We start from the raw sequence: 18,496 nt of genomic DNA, 5'->3' as shown, positions 1-18,496 counted from the left end.
GAGCGCGTGCGGCGCGTCGAACGCGGCCGTCATGGGGGCGTCCCGTCCAGGACGTGCCCGGCCATCGCCTCGGCGAAGCCGCGCAGGATGCGCGCGGGCATCTCCTCCGCCACCTCCGCCGCCGCCTTCCGCGCGAGTTCCAGCTCCTCCCGGCAGGCGGCGGTCGCGGCGGCGAGCGCCTCGGCGCGCAGCCGCGGGTCGGCGCCGAGCCGGCCCGCGGTGAGGCCGGGCGCGCCGAGCAGTTCGGGCAGCGCCGAGACCCGCCCCTCGATCAGCGTGTCCAGCGACGTGTCGAGCCGGGTGCGCAGGCCGCGCAGCGCGAGGACGTCCTCGGCGTGGACGAAGGAGCGACCGCAGTGCCGGCCGAACTCGCGGAGCGCGGCGACGGTGGCCGGCGGGGCGTCCGCCAGCAGCGCGCCGGCCCGCAGCGGGTACTCGAACATCGCGGCGAACACGTCGGTGGACGAGGTGCCCGGTGCCGCGTCCAGGTAGCGGGCCCGCAGCACCGTCAGCTCGGCGAGCCAGTCCGAGAACGACCACGACAGCTCCGGCGCGTGCTCGGCGACCAGCGCGCACGCCTGGGCGAGCAGGAAGTCCCCGGCGAGGACGGTGGTGGCCGACGCCCAGTCGACGCCCCGCCCGCCGGGCGGCGCGGGCGCCGCGGGGCCGAGGAAGGCCAGCCCGCCCAGCGACGCGAGCTCGATGGCCGAGCCGGTCATGGCGTGCCCGATGTCGGGGTGGGCGCCGGTGCTCATGAGCCCGGCGCACAGCAGCACCGCCGGCCGCAGCCCGCGCCGCGTGGGCCCGGCCCCGGTGATGAGCATCCGCGCGATGAACGGCCATTCGCTCCGCACGGAGGCGACCGACACCTCGTCGCAGCCCGCGAGGAACGGCCGGAGCAGTAGGGACTCGCGGGGGCCGGGGTCGAAGGGCTCGGCGGCGGTCACGCCCGCGATGCCCTCGGGCAGCAGCACGGCGCGGCGGCCCTTGGCGAAGAACGGATGGTCGCTCTCGGCGGTCGCCGCGAGCACCCGCCAGGCGAGGTGGTAGCGGCGCGCCGCGTGCCGGGCGGTCTCGAAGTAGCCCACGAACGCCCGGCTGAGCGCCCGGCGGTAGGACCGCGCCGCCCGCTCGGGGTCGCCGGGGTGGCGGGCGATGGACTCGGCGGCCAGCAGGCCGCTCTGCACCGCGTAGCTCAGCCCTTCGCCCGTGAACGGGTTGACCAGGCCGGCGGCGTCGCCGACCGCGAGGCGCCCGCCGGCCGCCGCGCGCTCCGGGGCGAACCCGCTGTCGACCGGCCCCCACGCGAGCGGGCCGTCCGGCCGCGCCCCGGCGAAGCGGGGATCGGCCTCGGCGAGCCCGGCGACCGCCCCGGCCATCAGGGCTCCGGCGTCCGGCCCGGCGCCGGTGACGGCGACCGTGCAGGCGCCGCCGGAGCCGGGCAGCACCCAGACGCAGGACGGCTGGGCCTTCGGGTCGCTGCCGGCGGGGGTGACCATCTGGAGCGTGATCCGGTCGCCGGGCGCCACACCGGTGAAGCGCTGCGCGCACTGCAACCGCGCGCCCGAGGCGGCGCCCTCACCTCCGGCCTCACCGCGTGCCCGCGCGCGGCCGGGATCGGCGCCGGTGGCGATGACGGCGTGGCGGGCGGTGACGGCCGTCCCGTCGGCGAGGGTCGCGCGGTGCCCGTCCTCGTCGCGGCGCAGGTCCGCCACCCGCCCGGTCAGCGCGACGGCGCCCGCCTCGGTCGCCGCGCGGTGCAGGAGGCCCGCCAGCCGGTCGCGATCGCACACGGCCATCCCGGCGTCGTCGATCACGCGCCGGGTGCGGGCACCGAACCGCAGGTCGAGCGTTCCGACCGGGCGCGCGACCGCGTCGTCCCAGGCGCCGATGGTCCGCAGCGCGTACCGGGCGGGGCCGCTGACCAGCACGTCGCGGGACGCCCCGGGCGGCCGCTCGCCCGCCAGCAGGACGCGCAGGCCCCGGCGGGCGAGGGCGGCGGCGGCCGCGGTACCGGCGGCGCCGCCGCCGACGACCAGCACGTCGACCGGCTCGGTCACGGGCATCTCCGGTGTGCGGCGACCGTCATCGGTCGGTGAACAGGACGTGGACGGCGGCGCCCATGGCCGGCGGGCCGGTGAGGGCGTAGACCGCCCAGGGGGCGAGGGTCCGGGTGTCGACGGCGGTGACGAGCGCGGCGAGCACGAACGGCGCGGCGACCGCCGCGGCGGTCCGGTGGCCGGCGAGGAGCAGCAGCACCGGCGCCGCGGCCAGGACCACGCCCGCCAGGCCCGCCGTGAGACGCCCGCTCGCCTGCCGCTGGGCCTCCTCCTCGCCGAACGCGCTCATGAACGGCACGGCGTCCGACAGGCCGGCCAGGAGGACGCTCCCGGCCACGGCGACCACGGCGAACGCCAGCACCGCGAGGAGCGTGACCGGGGTCCGCGGCGCCAGCACCGTGCGCAGCGCCAGGGCGGCGCCCACCGGCACCGTGATCAGGCAGGGCGGGAAGGCCGCGGCGTCCGCGGCGAGGCCCGGCGCGAGCAGGAGTACGGGGACCAGCGCGGTGACCAGTACCGCCAGGGCGGGGCCGCGTTCCCCGGCGAGGAGGAACAGCAGCGCGCCGAGGGCCACCGCCGCGGCGCCCAGGTAGACGATCACCCGGTCGTGCTGGAGCGGCTGCTCCGCGACGTGCGCGGGCCGGCCCAGCCGGTCGTACATGCCCTTGACCACCAGCAGTCCGCCGATGACCACGAGCGCGCAGCCGGGCACGGCCAGCGCCGCCCTGCCCTGCACCTCCACGTCCCCGGCCCTTCAGCGGGAGGTCATTCGGAGACCGTGACGGGCGGGGCCGCACCGAACCCCATCTGGCCGTCGTCGCCGGTGACCGCGAGGCTGGCGACGTGGGTGCCGGACTTCGTGTAGGTGTGGGTGACCTTCGCGCCCTTGGCCAGCGTCCCGTCGGGGAACTCCCACAGGTAGCTCTCGACCTCGCCGCCCGCCGACCCCTTCGAGCCGGACGCGTCGAGGACGACCGTGTTCGGGCTGATCCGCTTCAGGGTCACCTTCGCCACCGGCGGGCTCTTGGGCCGGGCGAGCTCGGTCGCGGTGATGCGGACCTTGACCGGCCGGTCGCCGGCGGTCAGCTCGACCTTCCAGCCCCCCGCCCCCGCGCCGGGCACGTACACGCTGTCGTAGGCCCCGCGCTTGGTGACGTTCCGGCGGTGCCGGGCGCCGGGCTGCGCGCCGTCCGGCCGCAGCACCCGCATCGTGACGTCCCCCTCCGCCCAGGTGGCGCCGAACCCGGCGCCGAGCCCGCCGCCCCTCAGCGCCACCGGGACCTGGACCTTCTGCCCCGGCTGGACGGTGACGTCCGCCGTCTGCCGGGTCACCCCCGCGTCGCCCGCGACCCGCGGCACGGCGGACGGCCGCAGGAACGCCTCCTTGATGATGCACGCGGTGTTGGCGTAACCGGCCCTGGTCGGATGGAACGAGTCGTTGCGGTTCCTGGGGACGATCCCGTTGAGGAACCGCTGCTGGCCCTCGGGCGGGCAGATCTCGTGGCCGTCCGACGAGTTGTAGAGGTCGACCGGCACGGCCCCGGCGATGGTCGCCGAGGTGACGAGGTAGCTGTCGAGGCGCTGGACCCACTGGTTCATCCAGAGCTGGTCGGTGAGCCGGATCATCTGGCAGCGCTGGGTGGGGAGCGGGACGGTCGAGGTGCCGTCGCGCCCGCCCTCGTCGGGGAAGAACTTCGGGTAGGTCGGCACGAAGACCTTCGCCTGCGGGGCCCGCCGCCGGACGTCCTTGATGATCTCCTGTACCAGGTTGGCGTTCTGCGCCGTGCCCTCGTCGAGCCTGTCGATGGCCGCCTTGAGAGCGGCGTCCTGGGCGCCCGCGCAGGTCTTGAGCGCCGAGACCTTGATGCAGGACGTGACGACGTCGGCGAAGCCCATGTCGTTGCCCGATATGCCGAGGGTCACGTGGGAGACATCGGTGTCGAGCGCGTCGAGCTGCGGCGGCTCGCCCGACTTGCCGTTGCGGACGTCCTCGGTGGTGGCGCCGCTGCACGCGACGAAGGTGACGGGCCCGCCGAGCACCCCGTCCTCCTGGAGCAGCGGTACGTGCGACCACGGAGACCGGCTGCAGTCACCGCTGGCGGGGTAGTAGTCGCCCGCTCCGACGCCGGCCTGGTAGGAGTCGCCCATCGCGACCCAGCGGCCGGGGGCCGCCGCGGGCGCCGCGGGCGCCACCGCCGACGAGGCCGCGAACGCGACGACGCAGGATCCCGCTATGACAAGGCCGCGCTGTCGCATGCACTTCCCCCACCCAGGAGAAGAGCGCTCGCACCGCGTGTGCGAACGCCCCGGACGATGATCGCCATGATCGCAACACTTGACGATCTTGGTGTCAACGGCCGGACGGTGGCTTGGCAGCTATTACCGTCAAAGAGGGATCGGCTCGGCATATCTCGCCAATCGGGGTGGATTTTCGCGGGCGTCTGGCCGGATCCGGCCACAATTGCCATGTTTAGCGATCTTCGGGTTAGCGTGCGCCTGCTGATCAACTCGGGCACTCCAGAGAAGAAACGGTGGTCCGATGGATTCCACTGCGCGCACCGAGCCGTCCGACCGCCACGAGCCGCCCGACCGCGAGCCCTCCGGCCGCGGAGAGCCGCCGGCCCCGGTCTCCCGGCGCGGGTTCCTCGGCAGGACGGCCGTCGCCGGTTCGGCCACGGTCGCCGCCGGGGCGATGCTCGGCGGGTCCGGTGCCGGTCCTTCCGGGCAGGCGGTCGCCGCCGCGGGCGACCCGGACGCCGGCGCGCCGGCCGCGCAGGCCGCACCGCTCGACCAGCGGCGGGAGATGCTGCTGCAGGTAGCGCGGGCCGGCGCGGTCTACCCGATCGAGATCAGCGGCTTCGGGGAGTCCGCCCGCGGCGCGGACCGCGTCACCGCGGCGCGCCTGCTGGCCGCCGAGCGCAGGCTCGCCCCCGAGCGCCTCGCGCGCGCCCGGGCGGGCGCGGACGCGCTGATCGCGCAGGGCCTGCTGGGCGTGCCGCAGGGCCGGCTGCTGGCGGGCATCGGACGGCACGCCGCGCAGGCCGGCGAGGCGGACCAGAGGAACCTCCGCGCGTTCGTGGCGCTCGGCGTCGCGACCGTCGCCCCCCACTTCGACCCGGCCGAGGACGCCATGGCGGAGGTCTGGCTCGGCGGGCTCGCCCGGCAGCACCGGCTCGGCCAGCAGCCGCAGCCCATCTCGTCCCGGAACTGACCGACCGCCGCCCGGCCCGACGACGGAGGACCATGGAGCTCTGCAAGGACGACCACGGCAAGCTGGAGCGCGCCCGGGACCAGATCCTCGCCGCCCACGGCGACGACCCCAACGTCAGCGGGGTCGGGATCGGCTTCCGCCGCCAGGGCGGCACGTCGACCGGCCGCCCCGCGGTCGTCGTGCTGGTCGCCAAGAAGCGCCGCGAGGCCCTGGTGTCGCGCCGCCGGCTGCTGCCGCGCACCGTCGAGGTCGACGGCACCGTCTACGACGTCGACGTGGAGCAGGCCGGCCCGTTCACGTCCAAGGCGCGGACGGCCCTGGCCCCGGAGCGGGCTCCCCTCGCCCGGGCGGGTGTCTCGGACCCGATCACGGAACGGATGCGGCCGCCCCGGCAGGGCGCCAGCATCTCCAACCCGATCGACGGCACGACGGCCGGAACGCTCGGCATGTTCGTGATCGACAACACCGACGACACCGTGTGCCTGCTGACCTGCAACCACGTGATCGGGCGCTTGGGGCGCGGCAGGGCCGGGGAGCCGATCGTGCAACCCGGCGTCTACGACGGCGGCAAGGCGTCCGACGCGATCGCGACGCTGAAGCGCTGGGCGCCCATCCCCACGACGGGCACGACGATCGACGGCGCCATCGCGCAGCTGACCGACCAGAGCGCCTACACCATGGAGGTGGCGAAGGACCTCATGGCCCCCGTCTCGGCCGGCCACCCGGTCGTCGGGATGGTCGTCGCCGGCGACGCCTTCGGGGGCTGCCTGCTGTCGCGGATGGACCTGACGCTCGACGCCCTCAACGTTCGCCTCCCCCTCGGGCAGACGGCCTCCGCCGCGGCGGCCGACCTGCCCTGTGCGGGACCGGTGCTCGGGGTCGCCGACCCCCAGCCGGGGATGAACATCGAGAAGGTCGGGCGGACGACCGGCTACTCCGCCAGCCAGATCATCGCGATCGGTGTGCAGTCGCCCGTGGTCACGCCGATCGGGGACGTCGTCTACAAGGACCAGATCTACACCGAGTACTTCGCCTCGTCCGGCGACTCCGGTTCGGTCGCCTTCGCGGGCGGCGAGGGCAACACGCCCGTGATGCCCGGCCCCATCGAGGTGCACTGCTCGGTCCTCTCGGCTCTGAGCACCTACTACCGGCTGCCGCTGACCGATGACAACGCGCTCGCCGACAAGGTGCGCGACGAGTACTTCCTGCAGAGCACGACCGGGAAGATGCTGGTCGAGCTCGCCTATGTGAACTCCGAAACGCTCGTCGACCGGCTGAAGAACCGGCAGGCGCAGGGCGCCGAGATGGCCTACGCGAACCAGTACTACACCAAGTACCACGACTTCCTGGAGAGCGTGCTCGACGACCCGGATTCGGCGGAGGTCGTCACCCAGGAGCACCTGGACGACGCCCAGACCGTCATCGTCGGCCTCATCCAGACCGGTGTCCTCCTGGCGCCCGAGGCACGGCTCGCCCTCAAGCTCTACCAGGAGTCGCTCGTGCCGACGCTCGGGATGAACAGGCGGGAGGTCCTGGAGTACATGCGAAATCCCGCCTTGTACGGCCAGGTCTACGAGGCCGTCGCCGCGACCGCCGGCATCGAGCTGAACGCGCCCTTCAAGCAGAGGCCTCCGGAACCGACCTCATGACCGCGGCCCAGCCCCCGGCACCCGGCGCGGAGACGGACTACACCGCGAAGGTCATGGCCCGGATCGACCGGCTGGCCGCGGGGCTCGGCCCGTCCCTGCGCGGCCCGGTGGCGGCCCTGGCGGCCAATCCGGGCAAGAACCTGCGCTCGGGCCTGCTCGCGGCCTGCGTGGGCGACGCCCCCGTGGACCCGGCCCGGCTGGTCAGGCTCGGCGCGCTGGTGGAGCTCGTGCACCTGGCGTCGCTCCTCCACGACGACGTGGTCGACCGGGCGGCGCTGCGCCGCGGCCGGCCGACCGCGCACACGCTGGTCGGGCCGGAACGGGCGTCCCTGGCGGGACTGGCCGCCTTCGCGCTGGCCGGGACCGAGTCGGCCGAACTCGGCGCCGGGATCGACATGCTGGTCAGCCGCACGCTGCGCGAGCTCGCCCACGGCCAGTTGCTGGACATCGAGCGGACCTTCGACACCGCCTACACGCTCCAGGACTACCTGGAGCTCATCGAGCGCAAGACCGGCGCCCTGTTCGAGATGACGTGCCTGCTGGGCGCCGCGGAGGCGGCGCGTCCGGAGCGGGAGGTCGCGGCGCTGTCGCTGTTCGGCCGCGAGTTCGGCATCGCGTTCCAGGTGCTCGACGACTGCCTCGACCTCGCCCCCGGCGACCTCGACAAGTCCGTCGGCACCGACCACATGCTGGGCCTGTTCGGCGCGCCCACGCTGGCCGCCCTCGGCGGGGACGGCGCGGAGGCGCTGGCCGGACTGCTGCTGTCACCGGACTTCACCGCCGGCGACCTGCCGGCCGTGCGCTCGCTCGTCCGGGCGTCCGGCGGCCTGGACCGGGCGATGGAGCTCGCGGGCGAGCACCTCGACCGCGCGCGGGCCGCGCTGGACGAGGTCGCCGAAGACGCGCGGACGCGGGTGCTCGCCATCCTCGCGGAGGTCGAACCCCGCCTCTGACCGGTCACCGCCCCGCCGGGGCGCCCCGCCGGGGTTATCCGGGTGCCCACTCCCCCATGTCCCGCTCCAACCGGACGAGGGCCTCCGGGGGATTGAGGCGCCGCGCGTTGTCCAGAATGCTCTCCTCGCTCTGGTCGCCCTGGAGGATGTTCACGACGACGCGCTCGCGCTCGGCGCCCCGCCCGAACAGCCCCTCCTCGTCCAGCCGGGCGAGGGCGCGGAAGCACGCCTCGAACCGCCCGCCGACCTCGGCGTCGAACGCGTCCCGGTCCGGGTCGTCGAGTCGCTGCCAGGGGTCGCCGCGCCGGTTCAGCAGCTCCAGGACGCCCTCGAAGTGCTCCTCGCCCAGCATGTGGTACGGCGAGTCGGCCGGGCTCCACCGCAGCGTGGCCGCCTGCTCCTCCACCGTCCCGCCGAACTCCGCGAGGTAGCTCTCCGCGACCCGCAGCAGCCCCTCCTCCGTGCCGCAGGTCGGCAGGATGTAGGCCGCGAACACGTCGGAGAACAGCGCGAAGCTGTAGAAGGTCTCCCCGCGGTTGCGCTCCCGCGCCTCACGGAACGCGGCCCGTCCCGCCACGACCAGGCGGTCCGCCAGTTCATCGAACGACATCCGGAGATCATCCCAGCCGGGAGCGGAGAAGGCAGAACTCGTTGCCCTCCGGGTCCTGCAGGACGACCCAGCTCTCCTCCCCCGTCTGGCCGACGTCCGCGTGCCGCGCCCCCGCGGCCAGCAGCCGCTCCAGCTCGGCGTCCTGGTCCCGGTCCGTCGCGTTCACGTCGAAGTGCAGCCGCATCTTCCCGGGCGTCGGCGCGTCGCTCCGGCTGAGGATGATCGTCGGCTGGAGGCCGCCGAACCCCTCCTCCGGGCCGATCTCGACATCGCCGTCCTCCCGGTCGAGCACCGTGTACCCGAGCACCTCGCACCAGAACGCGGCGAGCGCCTCGGGATCCCGGCAGTCGAGTATGAGCTCACTGATCCGGCAGGCCATCCCCGCTCCTCTCCTCACGGACGCGTCCCATGAAACAGGAGAACGATCATCACCGCACACCGGCCGCTCCCGCGCGGCCGGCCCCTCAGCCGGCCGGGCGGGCGGACGTCAGGGCGTCCCAGGCGGCCATCGCGCAGGTGATGACCGCTTCCAGCTCGGCGCGGGTGGCGCCGTCGCGGGCCTGGATGGAGAGGCCCTGCACCACGGTGGTGTAGTAGCGGGCGATGGCGTCGAGCGCTTCGGGCGGCGCGGTGAGGTCGCCGTCGGCGACGCCCTGGGCGAGCCGGTCCTCGATGGCGGTGCGCATGTCGCGCCGGATGCCCGCCAGGAACTCCCGCACCGGCTGGTTCTCCACGGCCCCGGTGGGCGCGGCGAGGACGAGCATGCAGTAGTGCGGCGCGTCGGAACGGGTGATCTCGTCGGCGGTGGCGCGCAGCATGGCCTCGATCGCGGCGCGCGCGGTCGGCTGCTCGCGCAGCGCCGCCCTGGGCGGCTCGCCCGAGGTCGCGCCGTAGAGCGCCATGACCTTGCGGAACAGCTGCTCCTTGCTGCCGAAGCAGGCGTAGATGCTGGCCGACGCGATGCCCATGGCGCGGGAGAGGTCGCTGAGCGAGGTGCCCTCGTAGCCGCGCTCCCAGAACACGTCCAGCGCCTGGCGCAGGGCGGTGTCGGGATCGAAGGTGCGCGGCCTGCCGCGAGTGGCCATCGGTGGGGCCTCCGTGCTTTGTTTGTCGTTCGATCAACTATAGCTTGACCGGCGCCGCCGGGCCGTGGGACGGTTTGTTTGTCGTTCGATAAACAAAGGAGGCGGACGCCGTGAGCATTCCCGCGACCATGCGCGCCCTGGAGCAGACGTCCCTGGACGGGCCGGGGGACCTGCGCCTGATCACCGGCGCGCCGGTGCCGGACCCGGGCCCCGGCGAGGTCCTGATCCGGGTCACCGCGGCCGGGGTCAACTACGTCGACGTCTCGCAGGCGCGCGGCACGTTCGCGGGCGGCCCGCGGCCGCCCTACCTGGCGGGCATCGAGGCCGCGGGCGAGGTCGTCGCCCTCGGCGAAGGCGTGGTGGGCCCGGAACCCGGCGCCCACGTCGTCGGCGTCGCCATCGGCGGCGGCGCCTTCGCCGAGTACCTCGCGCTCCCCGCCGCCGGCGCGGTGCCGGTGCCGGAGGGCTGGGCGGACGAGCAGGCCCTGGGCCTGGTCGTGAACTGGCCGACCGCGCTGGCGGCGCTCAGACCGCTGGGCGGCCTCACCGCCGGGCAGACCGTGCTGATCCACGCCGCCGCCGGCGGGACCGGCGAGGCCGCGGTGCGGATGGCCCGGCACTACGGCGCCACGGTGATCGCCGCGGCCTCACCCGGCAAGCACGAGGCGGTGCGGGCACTGGGCGCCGACCACGTCATCGACTCCCGCGGCGACATCGCGGCCGAGGTGCTGGAGCTGACCGGCGGGGCCGGCGCCGACCTGGTCCTGGAATCGGCCGGCGGCGCCGCCTTCGGCGCGAGCCTGGCCGCGGCCAAGCGGGTCACCGGACGGGTCGTCGTCTACGGCCTGCCCGGCGGAGAGGCCGCGATCACCAACTGGGACCTGGTCTACGCGCACCAGGTCCACGTCATCGGCCTGAACATCGGCGTCCTCATCCGGACCGCCCCGCAGGTCTTCGGCGAGGTCATGGGCGAGATGTCCGCGCTCATCGCGGCCGGCGTCCTCGGCCCCGGCCGGCCCGCCGTCCACGAGCTGGCCGAGGGGCCGAAGGTGCTCGCCGAACTGGAGGCGCGGGCCACCACGGGCAAGCTCGCACTCCAGCCCTGACGCCCGTTGCCCTCGCTCCCGCCATGAGTCACTCTCCAGGTAGGAGCGTGCTGTCACGTTGAAGGCGAGGCGCCCCATGGCCCGAGGTGTCTCGCGGCGGTCCGACCAGGCGCCGGGGTACGCGCTGAACTACGAGTGCGCCCCGCCCAGAGGGCTCACCTTCCTCGCACTGGCACTCGTGATCGGGGTCCTTTGCGCGCTGGTCAGCCCGGCCATGGACGCGGGTGTGCCGACCTTCTGGCTGACGACCGCCAGCGCCCTCGCCGGAGCCCTGGTCAGTTCGGGACCGGCGCGCCGCGCCGCCCTGACGGACCGCGGCCGCCTGGTCGTCACCGGTTTCGGGCAGCGCGTCGACGTCGACGCGCGCGGCATCACCGCGGTCACCGTCTCCCGATGGGCGCGGCTCGGGTTCGCGCCCGCGGTCGTCCACTGGACGGGCGGACGCTTCCCGATCTGGCGGAGCATGCGGTACACCCCTGAACCGCGGCGCTCCCGGTGGTCCCCGCTGCACGTCACCGGGCACGGCGGCAAGGACTTCGGCGACCTGGTGTACCGCCTGCGCCTCTGCAATCCGGCGCTGGTCGTCGAGGGGGTCAGGCCACCGGCCTGGGCGCTGCCCCCGCCCATGCCCCGGCCCCCGCGCGTGCCGTGACGCGGACCGTCCAACCGGGGGGTCGCCCTTCCGCTCAGGGGCGGCCGGCGACGTCCTCGGGGCTCGTCTCGGCCGGGAACCCCGCGCTCGCGCCCCACATCTCCGCGAACCGGCCGTCCTCGAAGCGGAAGATCTCGAACAGCGCGGGGCTCCCGGCGCCCGGGATCCCCTCGACGGCCGACCGGACGGCGGCCCGGTCGCCGTCCACCAGGATGTCCTCGGCGACGACGCGGATGCCGGGGTAGCGGCCGGTGAGCGCCCGCCATGCCGCCTCGCCCGCCGCGAAGCCCGTGCTGCCGAGCGGATGGCTGAAGAAGTCCGGGGCGTGGAGCTCGGCGGCCCGGTCGAACCGGCGGGTGTTGAAGCACTCCTGCATCCGCCGCACCAGGGCGGTCGCTTCCTCGCGTGTGGTCATCGGCGCGTCTCCTCATGCCGGACATGGCGGGCGGCGGCCCTAAGCGGTGCGCCGCCCCGGTTCCGCCAAGACTAACCGGTGCGGCGCCCCGGTTGTAGGGTTGCCGTGATGTCCGAGCCGTCGTTGCGCGCCGACGCGCGCCGGAACCGCGACCGGGTGCTGGAGACCGCGCAGCGGCTCTTCGCCGCGGAGGGGCTCGGCGTGCCGCTCGACGAGATCGCCCGCCGCGCGGGCGTCGGCCCCGGCACCGTCCACCGGCACTTCCCCACCAAGGAGGCGCTCTACCTGGCCGTCGCGATCGAGATGCTGCGCGGCCTGGTCGCGGAGGCGGAGGAGATCGCCGCCACCGGCGACCCCGCGGCCCTGTTCACGCTGCTGTCCCGGATGATCGCGACGGGCGCCGAGAACGTCGCGGTGAAGAGCGCGCTCGCGGCCGCCGAGTTCGACCTGCGCACCGCCGCCCCGGATGTCGCGGCGGGCCTCACCGGCCACGTCGCGGACCTGCTGGCCCGCGCCCAGGCGGCCGGAGCCGTCCGCCCCGACACCGGCGTGGAGGAGGTGATGGCGCTCGTCGCGGGCGCCTTCACCGCGATCCGCCACGCCGGTGCCGAGACCAGCCCCGAACGGTCGGAGCACATCGCCCGGCTCATCCTCGACGGTCTGCGCCCCCGCTGAGGAGCCGCCGCCCAGGGGCCCGGCCTCCGGTCAGGGCAGGTCGAACGTCCCGCGCTTGACCTCGTCCACGAACCTTCTCCATTCCACCGGCGCGAACCCCAGCACCGGCCCCGCCGGATCCTTCGAGTCGCGCGCCGCAATGCCCTGATCCACCATCGCGACCTCCAGGCAATTGCTCGGGTGATCGCCGCTATGACTGCTCTTGCGCCATCGGGGGGTCGAACTGCTCATAGTTCCGACGCTATCGCTTCTATGAGCGCGAGGGTCTCCGCCTTCGGCAGGGCAAGGGATTCAAGTTCCGCGTAGGCCCGTTCGTAATACTCGACGTTCGCGGGCTCATCGATGAGCCAGCCGCGGGTCAGGCCGTCCACGGCGACCACCTTCACCGGATCGTCCGAACCGACGTCGAGGATGGTGAAGGCTCCGGCCAGGCCGGGGTGCGCTCCGACGTCCCTGCGCAGGATCCGCACATCGAGGTTCTCCGTGCTCGCGACCTCCACGATCTTGCGGCACTGGGCGCGCATCACATCCCTGCCTCCGACCATCATGCGAAGCACGGACTCACCCAGAATCCAGGTGGCTCGCAGGGACGGGTCCTCCAGGACTCGCTGCCTCGCCATCCGGAAGGCGATGGAATTCTTGGCCCTAGGCCGCTTTCGGACAGGATCGTAGGCGGCGAACACGGCCTCGGTGTATCCGGCCGTCTGCAGCAGGCCCGGCACGAGGGTCGGCTCGAAAGATCGCACGCGCGATGCCTCGGCTTCCAGTGAGGCGAAATCCACGGCGAATGGATCTTCGTGGTTCGTGAAATCGCGCCACCAGCCGTCTTTGCGGCCCTGGGCGGCCAGGTCGAGGAGGCGGGCGCGTTCGCGGTCGTCCGTGATGCCGTAGTGGTCGAGGATCTGGCGGAGGTCGCGGGGGCGGACGGCGCGGTGGCCGTTCTCGTAGGCGCTGAGGGTGGCCGGCGAGCGCTCGACGAGGCGGGCCGCCGCGTCCTGGGTCAGGTTGCGTTCCTCGCGGTACCGGCGGAGCGCCTGGCCGATCTTCCGGCGCCGGTACGAGAACTGATCATTTAACGTCATGAATCCATGCTGTCACGCTACGTGACACGGCGGGCTCGGACTCGGAGAACTTCCATACATCCGTTCTTCGATACTTCGGCTTCTCGATGGGCCCGCGCCGGATGCCTCTCAGCTCACGGGAACGTGTTGATGCGGTGACGGAGGGCGATCAGCCTGGCGGTGACCATTCGAGAAGGAGACAGGATGATCGACCGCGAGGCCGGAGAACTGCGGCTGCTGGCCGTGCTCACGCTGCCCGGCGTGGAGCGTTCCGTCCGGCATGCCCGGCTGTTCCTCCGGGACACGCTCGTCCCGGACCACATCGCTCCCGGGGACGCGCTGCTGGGCGACATGGCGCTCGTCCTGGACGAGTTCGCCTGCAACGGCATCAGGCACACGGCGTCGGGGCGCGGCGGGAAGATCCATATCAGCCTGCGGGCGGGGGACGGTGTGCTGCGGGCCGAGGTGACCGACGAGGGGGCCGGCGGGGCGCGGCCGGTGCTGCGGGACGCGGCGGACGGCGAGAGCGGGCGCGGGCTGCTCATCGTCGAGGCGCTCGCGTCCCGCTGGGGGTACCGCGCGGACGGGGCCCGCACCACCGTGTGGGCCGACTTCCCCGCCGTCCGGAAGCCTCCGGCGGCCGGGTGAGGCCCCGGTCCGCTCCCCCGCGCACGCCGATCCGGCGTGCGCGGCCCGGCTGATCGGCGCGAGGGCGGGAACGGCCCCCCCATGCGCATCGATCTCACCGGACGGACCGCCTTCGTGAGCGGCTCCACGCAGGGCATCGGCCGTGCCATCGCCGCCGGGCTGGCACGGGCCGGGGCCTCCACAGTGATCAACGGCCGATCCGAAGGGAGCGTCGACGAGGCGCTGCGGGCGCTCCGCACCGAGCTTCCGGCCGCCCGCCTGCACGGCGTCGCCGCGGACGTCGCCACCGCCGAGGGCGCGCGGGCGGTCACCGAGGCGCACCCCGGCGTCGACATCCTGGTCAACAACCTCGGCATCTTCGAGGCGCGCCCCGCGCTGGAGATCGACGATGCCGAGTGGCGGCGGTACTTCGAGGTCAACGTGCTGTCCGGGGTGCGGCTCGCGCGCGCCTACCTGCCCGGCATGGTCGATCGCGGGTGGGGCCGGGTGCAGTTCATCGCCAGCGACTCGGCCGTGGCGATCCCGGCGGAGATGGTGCACTACGGCATGTCGAAGACCGCGTTGCTCGCCGTCTCCCGCGGCTTCGCCAAGGCCGTCGCCGGGACGGGCGTCACGGTGAACACGGTGCTGGCGGGCCCGACCCGTACCGGCGGCGTCGAGGACTTCGTGGCCGACATGGTCGGCGACGACCTGCCCTGGGACGAGCGGCAGCGCCGCTTCATGGCCGAGCACCGCCCGAACTCGCTGCTGCAACGGCTCATCGAGCCGGAGGAGATCGCGAACATGGTCGTCTACCTCGGCTCCGACCAGGCGTCCGCCACGACGGGCGGCGCGCTCCGGGTGGACGGCGGCTACGTCGACGCGATACTGCCCTGAACGCCTGACGATCCATGAGCCCGCGGAGTCCCGCGAGGACACATCCTTGGCCGCTCTGTACCTACGGCATGTAGTCGAGTGATTACAGTACGGGTACGGGTGGCTACGGAAACGGGCCTGCCGCCCCTTCCCCACAGGAGGATGTATGAAGATCCGGACTCCGCTGCGCTCCGCGGCGCTGACCGCCGCCGGCCTGGTCATGGCCTCGGGCCTGGCCGCGTTCGCGCCCGCCGCCTCGGCGAGCGCGGCGCAGCCCGCCGCGGCCGAGGCGACGGCTTCCCACTGGTGCCCGCGCGGCACCTACTGGAACGCCTTCCTTCACCGGTGCGTCCGCCACCACCACGGCCACCACCACGGGCACCCCGGCCATCACGGTCCCTACGGCCACCACCACGGGAAGCCCGGCCATCACCACGGGCACCCCGGGCACCACCACGGGCACCCCGGCCGGTAAGGCGCACCGCGGAATCCGCCGCCCCGGCGACACGGCGGGGCGGCGGATTCCCGCTTTCTAGGCGAGGACGGCGCTCAGGGCGTCCAGTGCGGGCCCGTAGGCGGAGGCGAGGGGCGTGCTGTAGCCGATGACGAAGCCCTGCGGCCGCCCGGACGGGTCGTGCCAGTGGGCGCGGAGGGGCATGAGGGCGAGGTCGCGGGACGCGGCGCGCTCCATGATCTCGTCCTCGTCCGGGCCGCCGGGCGGGAGCAGGACGAGGGCGTGCAGGCCGGCGGCGATGCCCTGGACCCGCACGTGCGGGGCGCGGGCGCGGAGCGTCTCCACCAGCAGGTCGCGGCGGCGCCGGTAGCGGAGCCGCGACGCGCGGACGTGCCGGTCGTAGGCGTGGCCGCCGATCAGGTCGGCCAGGACGAGCTGAGCGAGCGACTGCGTGTGCGCGTCGGCGAGGCGCTTCGCCTCGGCGAAGGGCTCGACGAGGTGCGCGGGCAGCACCAGCCAGGCGAGGCGCAGCGCCGGGGCGAGGGTCTTGGACGCGGTACCGGCGTAGACGACGTTGCCGGGGGCCATGCCCTGGAGTGCGCCGACGGGCTGCCGGTCGTAGCGGAACTCGCCGTCGTAGTCGTCCTCGATGATCAGCCCTCCGGTGTCGCGGGCCCAGACGGTGAAGGCGCGGCGGCGGGCGGGGTGGAGGGTCGCGCCGGACGGGTACTGGTGCGCCGGGGTGAGGACGGCGGCGCCGGTGCCGCCGAGGCCCTCGGGGCGGGCGCCGTCGCCGTCCACGGGCAGCGGGACGACGCCGAGCCCGGCGCGGCCGACGACGGCGCGGTGGAAGAAGTGGCCCGGTTCCTCCATCGCCATCGCCGTGGTGCCCGCGTCCCGCAGGGCGGCGGCGAGGAGGCCCAGCGCCTGCGCGTACCCGGACGTGATCACGATCCGGGCGGGGTCGGCCCGGACGCCCCGCGCCCGGCCGAGGTAGCCGGCGAGCGCCGCGCGCAGCTCGGGGCGGCCGCGCGGGTCGCCGAGGGCGTGCGCCTCGGGCGGCGCGGACGCCAGGACGCGGCGGGTCGAGCGCAGCCACGCGGCGGCCGGGAACGCGCTCAGGTCGGGCCGTCCGGGCCGCAGGTCGTGCGCCGGTCCGGCGGGCGCGCCCGGGAGGTCCGGCGCGGGCGAGGGCGCGGCGGCGCCGGAGGCGACCCGGGTCCCCGAGCCGGGGACGGTGACGAGGTACCCCTCGGCGGTCAGCTGGTCGTAGGCGGCGGTCACCGTGCCGCGGGAGTAGCCGAGCTCGGCGGCGAGGGCGCGGGTCGAGGGCAGCGCGGCGCCCGGCGCGAGGCGGCCCGCCGCGATCGCGGCGCGCAGGGCCCGCTCCAGGCCCGCGCGGCGGCCGCCCGCCGCGTCGACGGCGAGGTGGAGGTCGACCGAACCGGACCAGTCTTTCGGCATGCGACCGGATCTTAATCCCGGTCCGGCCGGCGCCTAGATTCGCGGCATGATGCTTTTCGCGCAGCTCAGCGACGTCCATCTCGATCTCGGCGACCGCGCGGCCGGGCGCGCGTCGCGGATCGCGGCGCATCTGGACGGCCTCCCGCTGGACGCCGTCCTCGTCACCGGCGACATCGCCGACCACGGGGAGCCCGCCGAGTACGAGCAGGCCCGCAAGGTGCTCGCGTCAAGGCACCCGCTGCTGGTCTGCCCCGGCAACCACGACGCGCGGGGCCCCTTCCGCGAGGTCCTGCTGGGCGAGCCACCGGGCGACGGCCCCGTCAACCGGATGCACAGGGTGGCGGGCGCCGTGTTCCTCATGTGCGACTCCACCGTCCCCGGGGAAGCCCACGGGTACCTGGACGACGAGACGCTCGCCTGGCTCGACCGGAACCTCGCCGAGAACCGCGACGGGCCGGCGTTCGTCTGCTTCCACCACCCGCCCGTCGCGCTGGGCGCCCCCTACGCGGACGAGATCCGCCAGTTCGGGGAGGAGCGCCTGGCCCGGGTGATCGAGAGGCATCCGCAGGTCGTGGCCGTACTGTGCGGGCACGCCCACACGGCGGCGGCCACGACCTTCGCGGGGCGGCCCCTGCTCGTCGCGCCCGGGGCCGCGTCCACCCTCACCTTCCCGCCGCGCGGCGCCGAGGCCGTCGACCGCGGCGCTCCCCCGGGCATGGCGATCCACCTCCTGGACGACGAGGGGCGCCTGACCACGCACTACCGCACCGTCTAGCGGTGCGCCGTCCCAGTGGTGCGCCGCCCTAGCGGTGCGTCGTCCAGGTGCGGGTGATCTCCTCGGCGGCGTCGACGACGAGGGTCCGGTAGCGGTCGATGGCCTCGGGGGTGAACCGGTGCCGGGGCCCGCACACGCTGATGGAGCCGTGCACCTCCCCGTCCGGTCCGAACAGCGGCGCGGCGACCGAGCCGGCGTCGGCCTGCCGTTCGCCGAGCGACACCGCGACGCCCTCCCGGGCCGTCTCGGCGAGCTCGGCGCGCAGCCGGTCCTCGTCGGTGACGGTCCGGTGGGTCATCGCCGCCAGCGGCCGGCCGAGGAGCATCTCCCGCCGCTCCGCGGGCAGGAACGCGAGGATCACCCGGCCCGAGGAGCCGGCGTGCAGCGGGAACCGGCGCCCGACCTCGACCGTCATCTTGACCTCGTGCGGGCTCTCGAACTGGTCGAGGTAGACCCGCTCGTCGCCGACGAGGCCGGACAGCGTGGTGGTCTCCCCGGTGGCGTCCCGCAGCCGCCGCAGCACGGGCGCGGCGGCGCTGCGGACGTTGAACCGGCGCAGCGCGCTCACCCCGAGCGCGACGGCGGCGGGGCCGAGCCGGTAGCCCGCCGTGCCCGCCTCCAGCATCTCGCGGGACACCAGCGACTGCAGGATGCGGTACACGACGGCCTTCGAGATGCCCAGCTCGCGGCTGATGGCGGTGACGCCGAGGTACTCCGGGCCGCCGGCGAACATCAGCAGCACGTCGGCGACCCGCCCGGCGACCTCGGTGCCCCCCGGCGGCGGCGCGGTGGCGGTCTGGTTGGTCACGCCACGATCCTAGGG

General features: G+C 74.5%; 21 protein-coding genes. 10 read left to right on the top strand and 11 right to left on the bottom strand.

The window, feature by feature from the left end; genetic code table 11:
* Nucleotides 1–29: 29 nt before the first annotated feature.
* The 3 genes from CHF16_RS10990 to CHF16_RS10980 are packed head-to-tail and all read right to left on the bottom strand — an operon-like array spanning nt 30 to nt 4,316.
* Nucleotides 30–2,060: a lycopene cyclase family protein gene (locus tag CHF16_RS10990; RefSeq protein ID WP_179271480.1), complete on the bottom strand. Its 2,031-nt coding sequence runs from the start codon at nt 2,058–2,060 to the stop codon at nt 30–32.
* Between the two features lie 25 nt (nt 2,061–2,085).
* Nucleotides 2,086–2,802, bottom strand: coding sequence for a hypothetical protein (locus tag CHF16_RS10985; RefSeq protein ID WP_089325864.1), 717 nt, complete (start codon nt 2,800–2,802; stop codon nt 2,086–2,088).
* 23 nt (nt 2,803–2,825) lie between these two features.
* Nucleotides 2,826–4,316 carry a GDSL-type esterase/lipase family protein gene (locus tag CHF16_RS10980; RefSeq protein WP_089325863.1) on the bottom strand — a complete coding sequence of 497 codons (1,491 nt, stop codon included), beginning with the start codon at nt 4,314–4,316 and terminating at the stop codon, nt 2,826–2,828.
* A gap of 283 nt (nt 4,317–4,599) precedes the next feature.
* Here CHF16_RS10980 and CHF16_RS10975 point away from each other — a divergent pair, with 283 nt between their 5' ends.
* Genes CHF16_RS10975 through CHF16_RS10965 form a run of 3 tightly spaced genes read left to right on the top strand, consistent with a single transcriptional unit; the run spans nt 4,600 to nt 7,873 of the window.
* Nucleotides 4,600–5,271, top strand: coding sequence for a hypothetical protein (locus tag CHF16_RS10975; protein ID WP_089325862.1), 672 nt, complete (start codon nt 4,600–4,602; stop codon nt 5,269–5,271).
* Nucleotides 5,272–5,303: 32 nt separating this feature from the next.
* Entirely contained in the window at nt 5,304–6,920 is a 1,617-nt protein-coding gene (locus CHF16_RS10970) for a chymotrypsin family serine protease (protein ID WP_089325861.1), read from the top strand.
* The gene (locus tag CHF16_RS10965) at nt 6,917–7,873 is read left to right on the top strand and encodes a polyprenyl synthetase family protein (RefSeq protein WP_179271479.1); all 957 of its coding nucleotides are present in this window, start codon (nt 6,917–6,919) and stop codon (nt 7,871–7,873) included. The genes CHF16_RS10970 and CHF16_RS10965 overlap by 4 nt, the downstream gene beginning before the upstream one ends.
* A gap of 34 nt (nt 7,874–7,907) precedes the next feature.
* Here CHF16_RS10965 and CHF16_RS10960 read toward each other — a convergent pair whose 3' ends face one another.
* The 3 genes from CHF16_RS10960 to CHF16_RS10950 all read right to left on the bottom strand — a co-directional run bounded on the left by CHF16_RS10960 (nt 7,908) and on the right by CHF16_RS10950 (nt 9,568).
* Nucleotides 7,908–8,483: a DUF4303 domain-containing protein gene (locus tag CHF16_RS10960; protein ID WP_089325860.1), complete on the bottom strand. Its 576-nt coding sequence runs from the start codon at nt 8,481–8,483 to the stop codon at nt 7,908–7,910.
* A gap of 7 nt (nt 8,484–8,490) precedes the next feature.
* Entirely contained in the window at nt 8,491–8,862 is a 372-nt protein-coding gene (locus CHF16_RS10955) for a VOC family protein (RefSeq protein ID WP_089325859.1), read from the bottom strand.
* Nucleotides 8,863–8,947: 85 nt separating this feature from the next.
* Nucleotides 8,948–9,568 carry a TetR/AcrR family transcriptional regulator gene (locus tag CHF16_RS10950; RefSeq protein WP_089325858.1) on the bottom strand — a complete coding sequence of 207 codons (621 nt, stop codon included), beginning with the start codon at nt 9,566–9,568 and terminating at the stop codon, nt 8,948–8,950.
* Nucleotides 9,569–9,678: 110 nt separating this feature from the next.
* Here CHF16_RS10950 and CHF16_RS10945 point away from each other — a divergent pair, with 110 nt between their 5' ends.
* Both CHF16_RS10945 and CHF16_RS10940 read left to right on the top strand, forming a co-directional pair.
* On the top strand, nt 9,679–10,674 hold the full coding sequence (locus CHF16_RS10945) for a zinc-binding dehydrogenase (RefSeq protein WP_089325857.1): 996 nt from the start codon (nt 9,679–9,681) through the stop codon (nt 10,672–10,674).
* A 76-nt stretch (nt 10,675–10,750) separates the two neighbouring features.
* Complete coding sequence (locus CHF16_RS10940) at nt 10,751–11,326, top strand: hypothetical protein (protein WP_089325856.1); 576 nt, start codon at nt 10,751–10,753, stop codon at nt 11,324–11,326.
* Nucleotides 11,327–11,360: 34 nt separating this feature from the next.
* Here CHF16_RS10940 and CHF16_RS10935 read toward each other — a convergent pair whose 3' ends face one another.
* Nucleotides 11,361–11,741, bottom strand: a complete 381-nt coding sequence (locus CHF16_RS10935) for an ester cyclase (protein ID WP_089325855.1) — start codon at nt 11,739–11,741, stop codon at nt 11,361–11,363.
* A gap of 108 nt (nt 11,742–11,849) precedes the next feature.
* Between CHF16_RS10935 and CHF16_RS10930 the strand changes: the two genes are divergently transcribed.
* Nucleotides 11,850–12,416: a TetR/AcrR family transcriptional regulator gene (locus CHF16_RS10930; protein WP_089326007.1), complete on the top strand. Its 567-nt coding sequence runs from the start codon at nt 11,850–11,852 to the stop codon at nt 12,414–12,416.
* A gap of 30 nt (nt 12,417–12,446) precedes the next feature.
* Here CHF16_RS10930 and CHF16_RS10925 read toward each other — a convergent pair whose 3' ends face one another.
* Nucleotides 12,447–12,647, bottom strand: a complete 201-nt coding sequence (locus CHF16_RS10925; protein ID WP_089325854.1) for a DUF397 domain-containing protein — start codon at nt 12,645–12,647, stop codon at nt 12,447–12,449.
* Nucleotides 12,644–13,498 (bottom strand): helix-turn-helix domain-containing protein, encoded by an 855-nt coding sequence (locus CHF16_RS10920; RefSeq protein WP_089325853.1) that lies wholly within the window; start codon nt 13,496–13,498, stop codon nt 12,644–12,646. Before CHF16_RS10920 ends, CHF16_RS10925 begins: the two co-directional genes overlap by 4 nt.
* 183 nt (nt 13,499–13,681) lie before the next feature.
* Between CHF16_RS10920 and CHF16_RS10915 the strand changes: the two genes are divergently transcribed.
* From CHF16_RS10915 to CHF16_RS39390, 3 genes are all read left to right on the top strand, one after another.
* Nucleotides 13,682–14,125 (top strand): ATP-binding protein, encoded by a 444-nt coding sequence (locus tag CHF16_RS10915; protein ID WP_089325852.1) that lies wholly within the window; start codon nt 13,682–13,684, stop codon nt 14,123–14,125.
* An 81-nt stretch (nt 14,126–14,206) separates the two neighbouring features.
* Nucleotides 14,207–15,001: an SDR family NAD(P)-dependent oxidoreductase gene (locus CHF16_RS10910; protein WP_089325851.1), complete on the top strand. Its 795-nt coding sequence runs from the start codon at nt 14,207–14,209 to the stop codon at nt 14,999–15,001.
* Nucleotides 15,002–15,146: 145 nt separating this feature from the next.
* The gene (locus CHF16_RS39390; RefSeq protein WP_143227943.1) at nt 15,147–15,455 is read left to right on the top strand and encodes a hypothetical protein; all 309 of its coding nucleotides are present in this window, start codon (nt 15,147–15,149) and stop codon (nt 15,453–15,455) included.
* A gap of 57 nt (nt 15,456–15,512) precedes the next feature.
* Here the strand turns inward: CHF16_RS39390 and pdxR are convergent, their stop codons facing one another.
* Nucleotides 15,513–16,898 carry a MocR-like pyridoxine biosynthesis transcription factor PdxR gene (gene pdxR, locus CHF16_RS10900; RefSeq protein WP_089325850.1) on the bottom strand — a complete coding sequence of 462 codons (1,386 nt, stop codon included), beginning with the start codon at nt 16,896–16,898 and terminating at the stop codon, nt 15,513–15,515.
* A 46-nt stretch (nt 16,899–16,944) separates the two neighbouring features.
* On the opposite strand from pdxR, the gene CHF16_RS10895 reads away from it, so the two are divergent.
* A complete protein-coding gene (locus CHF16_RS10895) occupies nt 16,945–17,673 on the top strand; it encodes a metallophosphoesterase (protein WP_089325849.1) in 729 nt (242 codons plus the stop codon).
* 28 nt (nt 17,674–17,701) lie between these two features.
* Here CHF16_RS10895 and CHF16_RS10890 read toward each other — a convergent pair whose 3' ends face one another.
* Entirely contained in the window at nt 17,702–18,481 is a 780-nt protein-coding gene (locus CHF16_RS10890) for an IclR family transcriptional regulator (protein WP_218826629.1), read from the bottom strand.
* Between the last annotated feature and the right edge of the window lie 15 nt (nt 18,482–18,496).

It is taken from the genome of Actinomadura meyerae, from assembly GCF_900188445.1.
Classification (GTDB): domain Bacteria; phylum Actinomycetota; class Actinomycetes; order Streptosporangiales; family Streptosporangiaceae; genus Spirillospora; species Spirillospora meyerae.
Note: the sequence above shows the minus strand (reverse complement) of the source record. Positions and strands in the feature narration are given on the sequence as shown.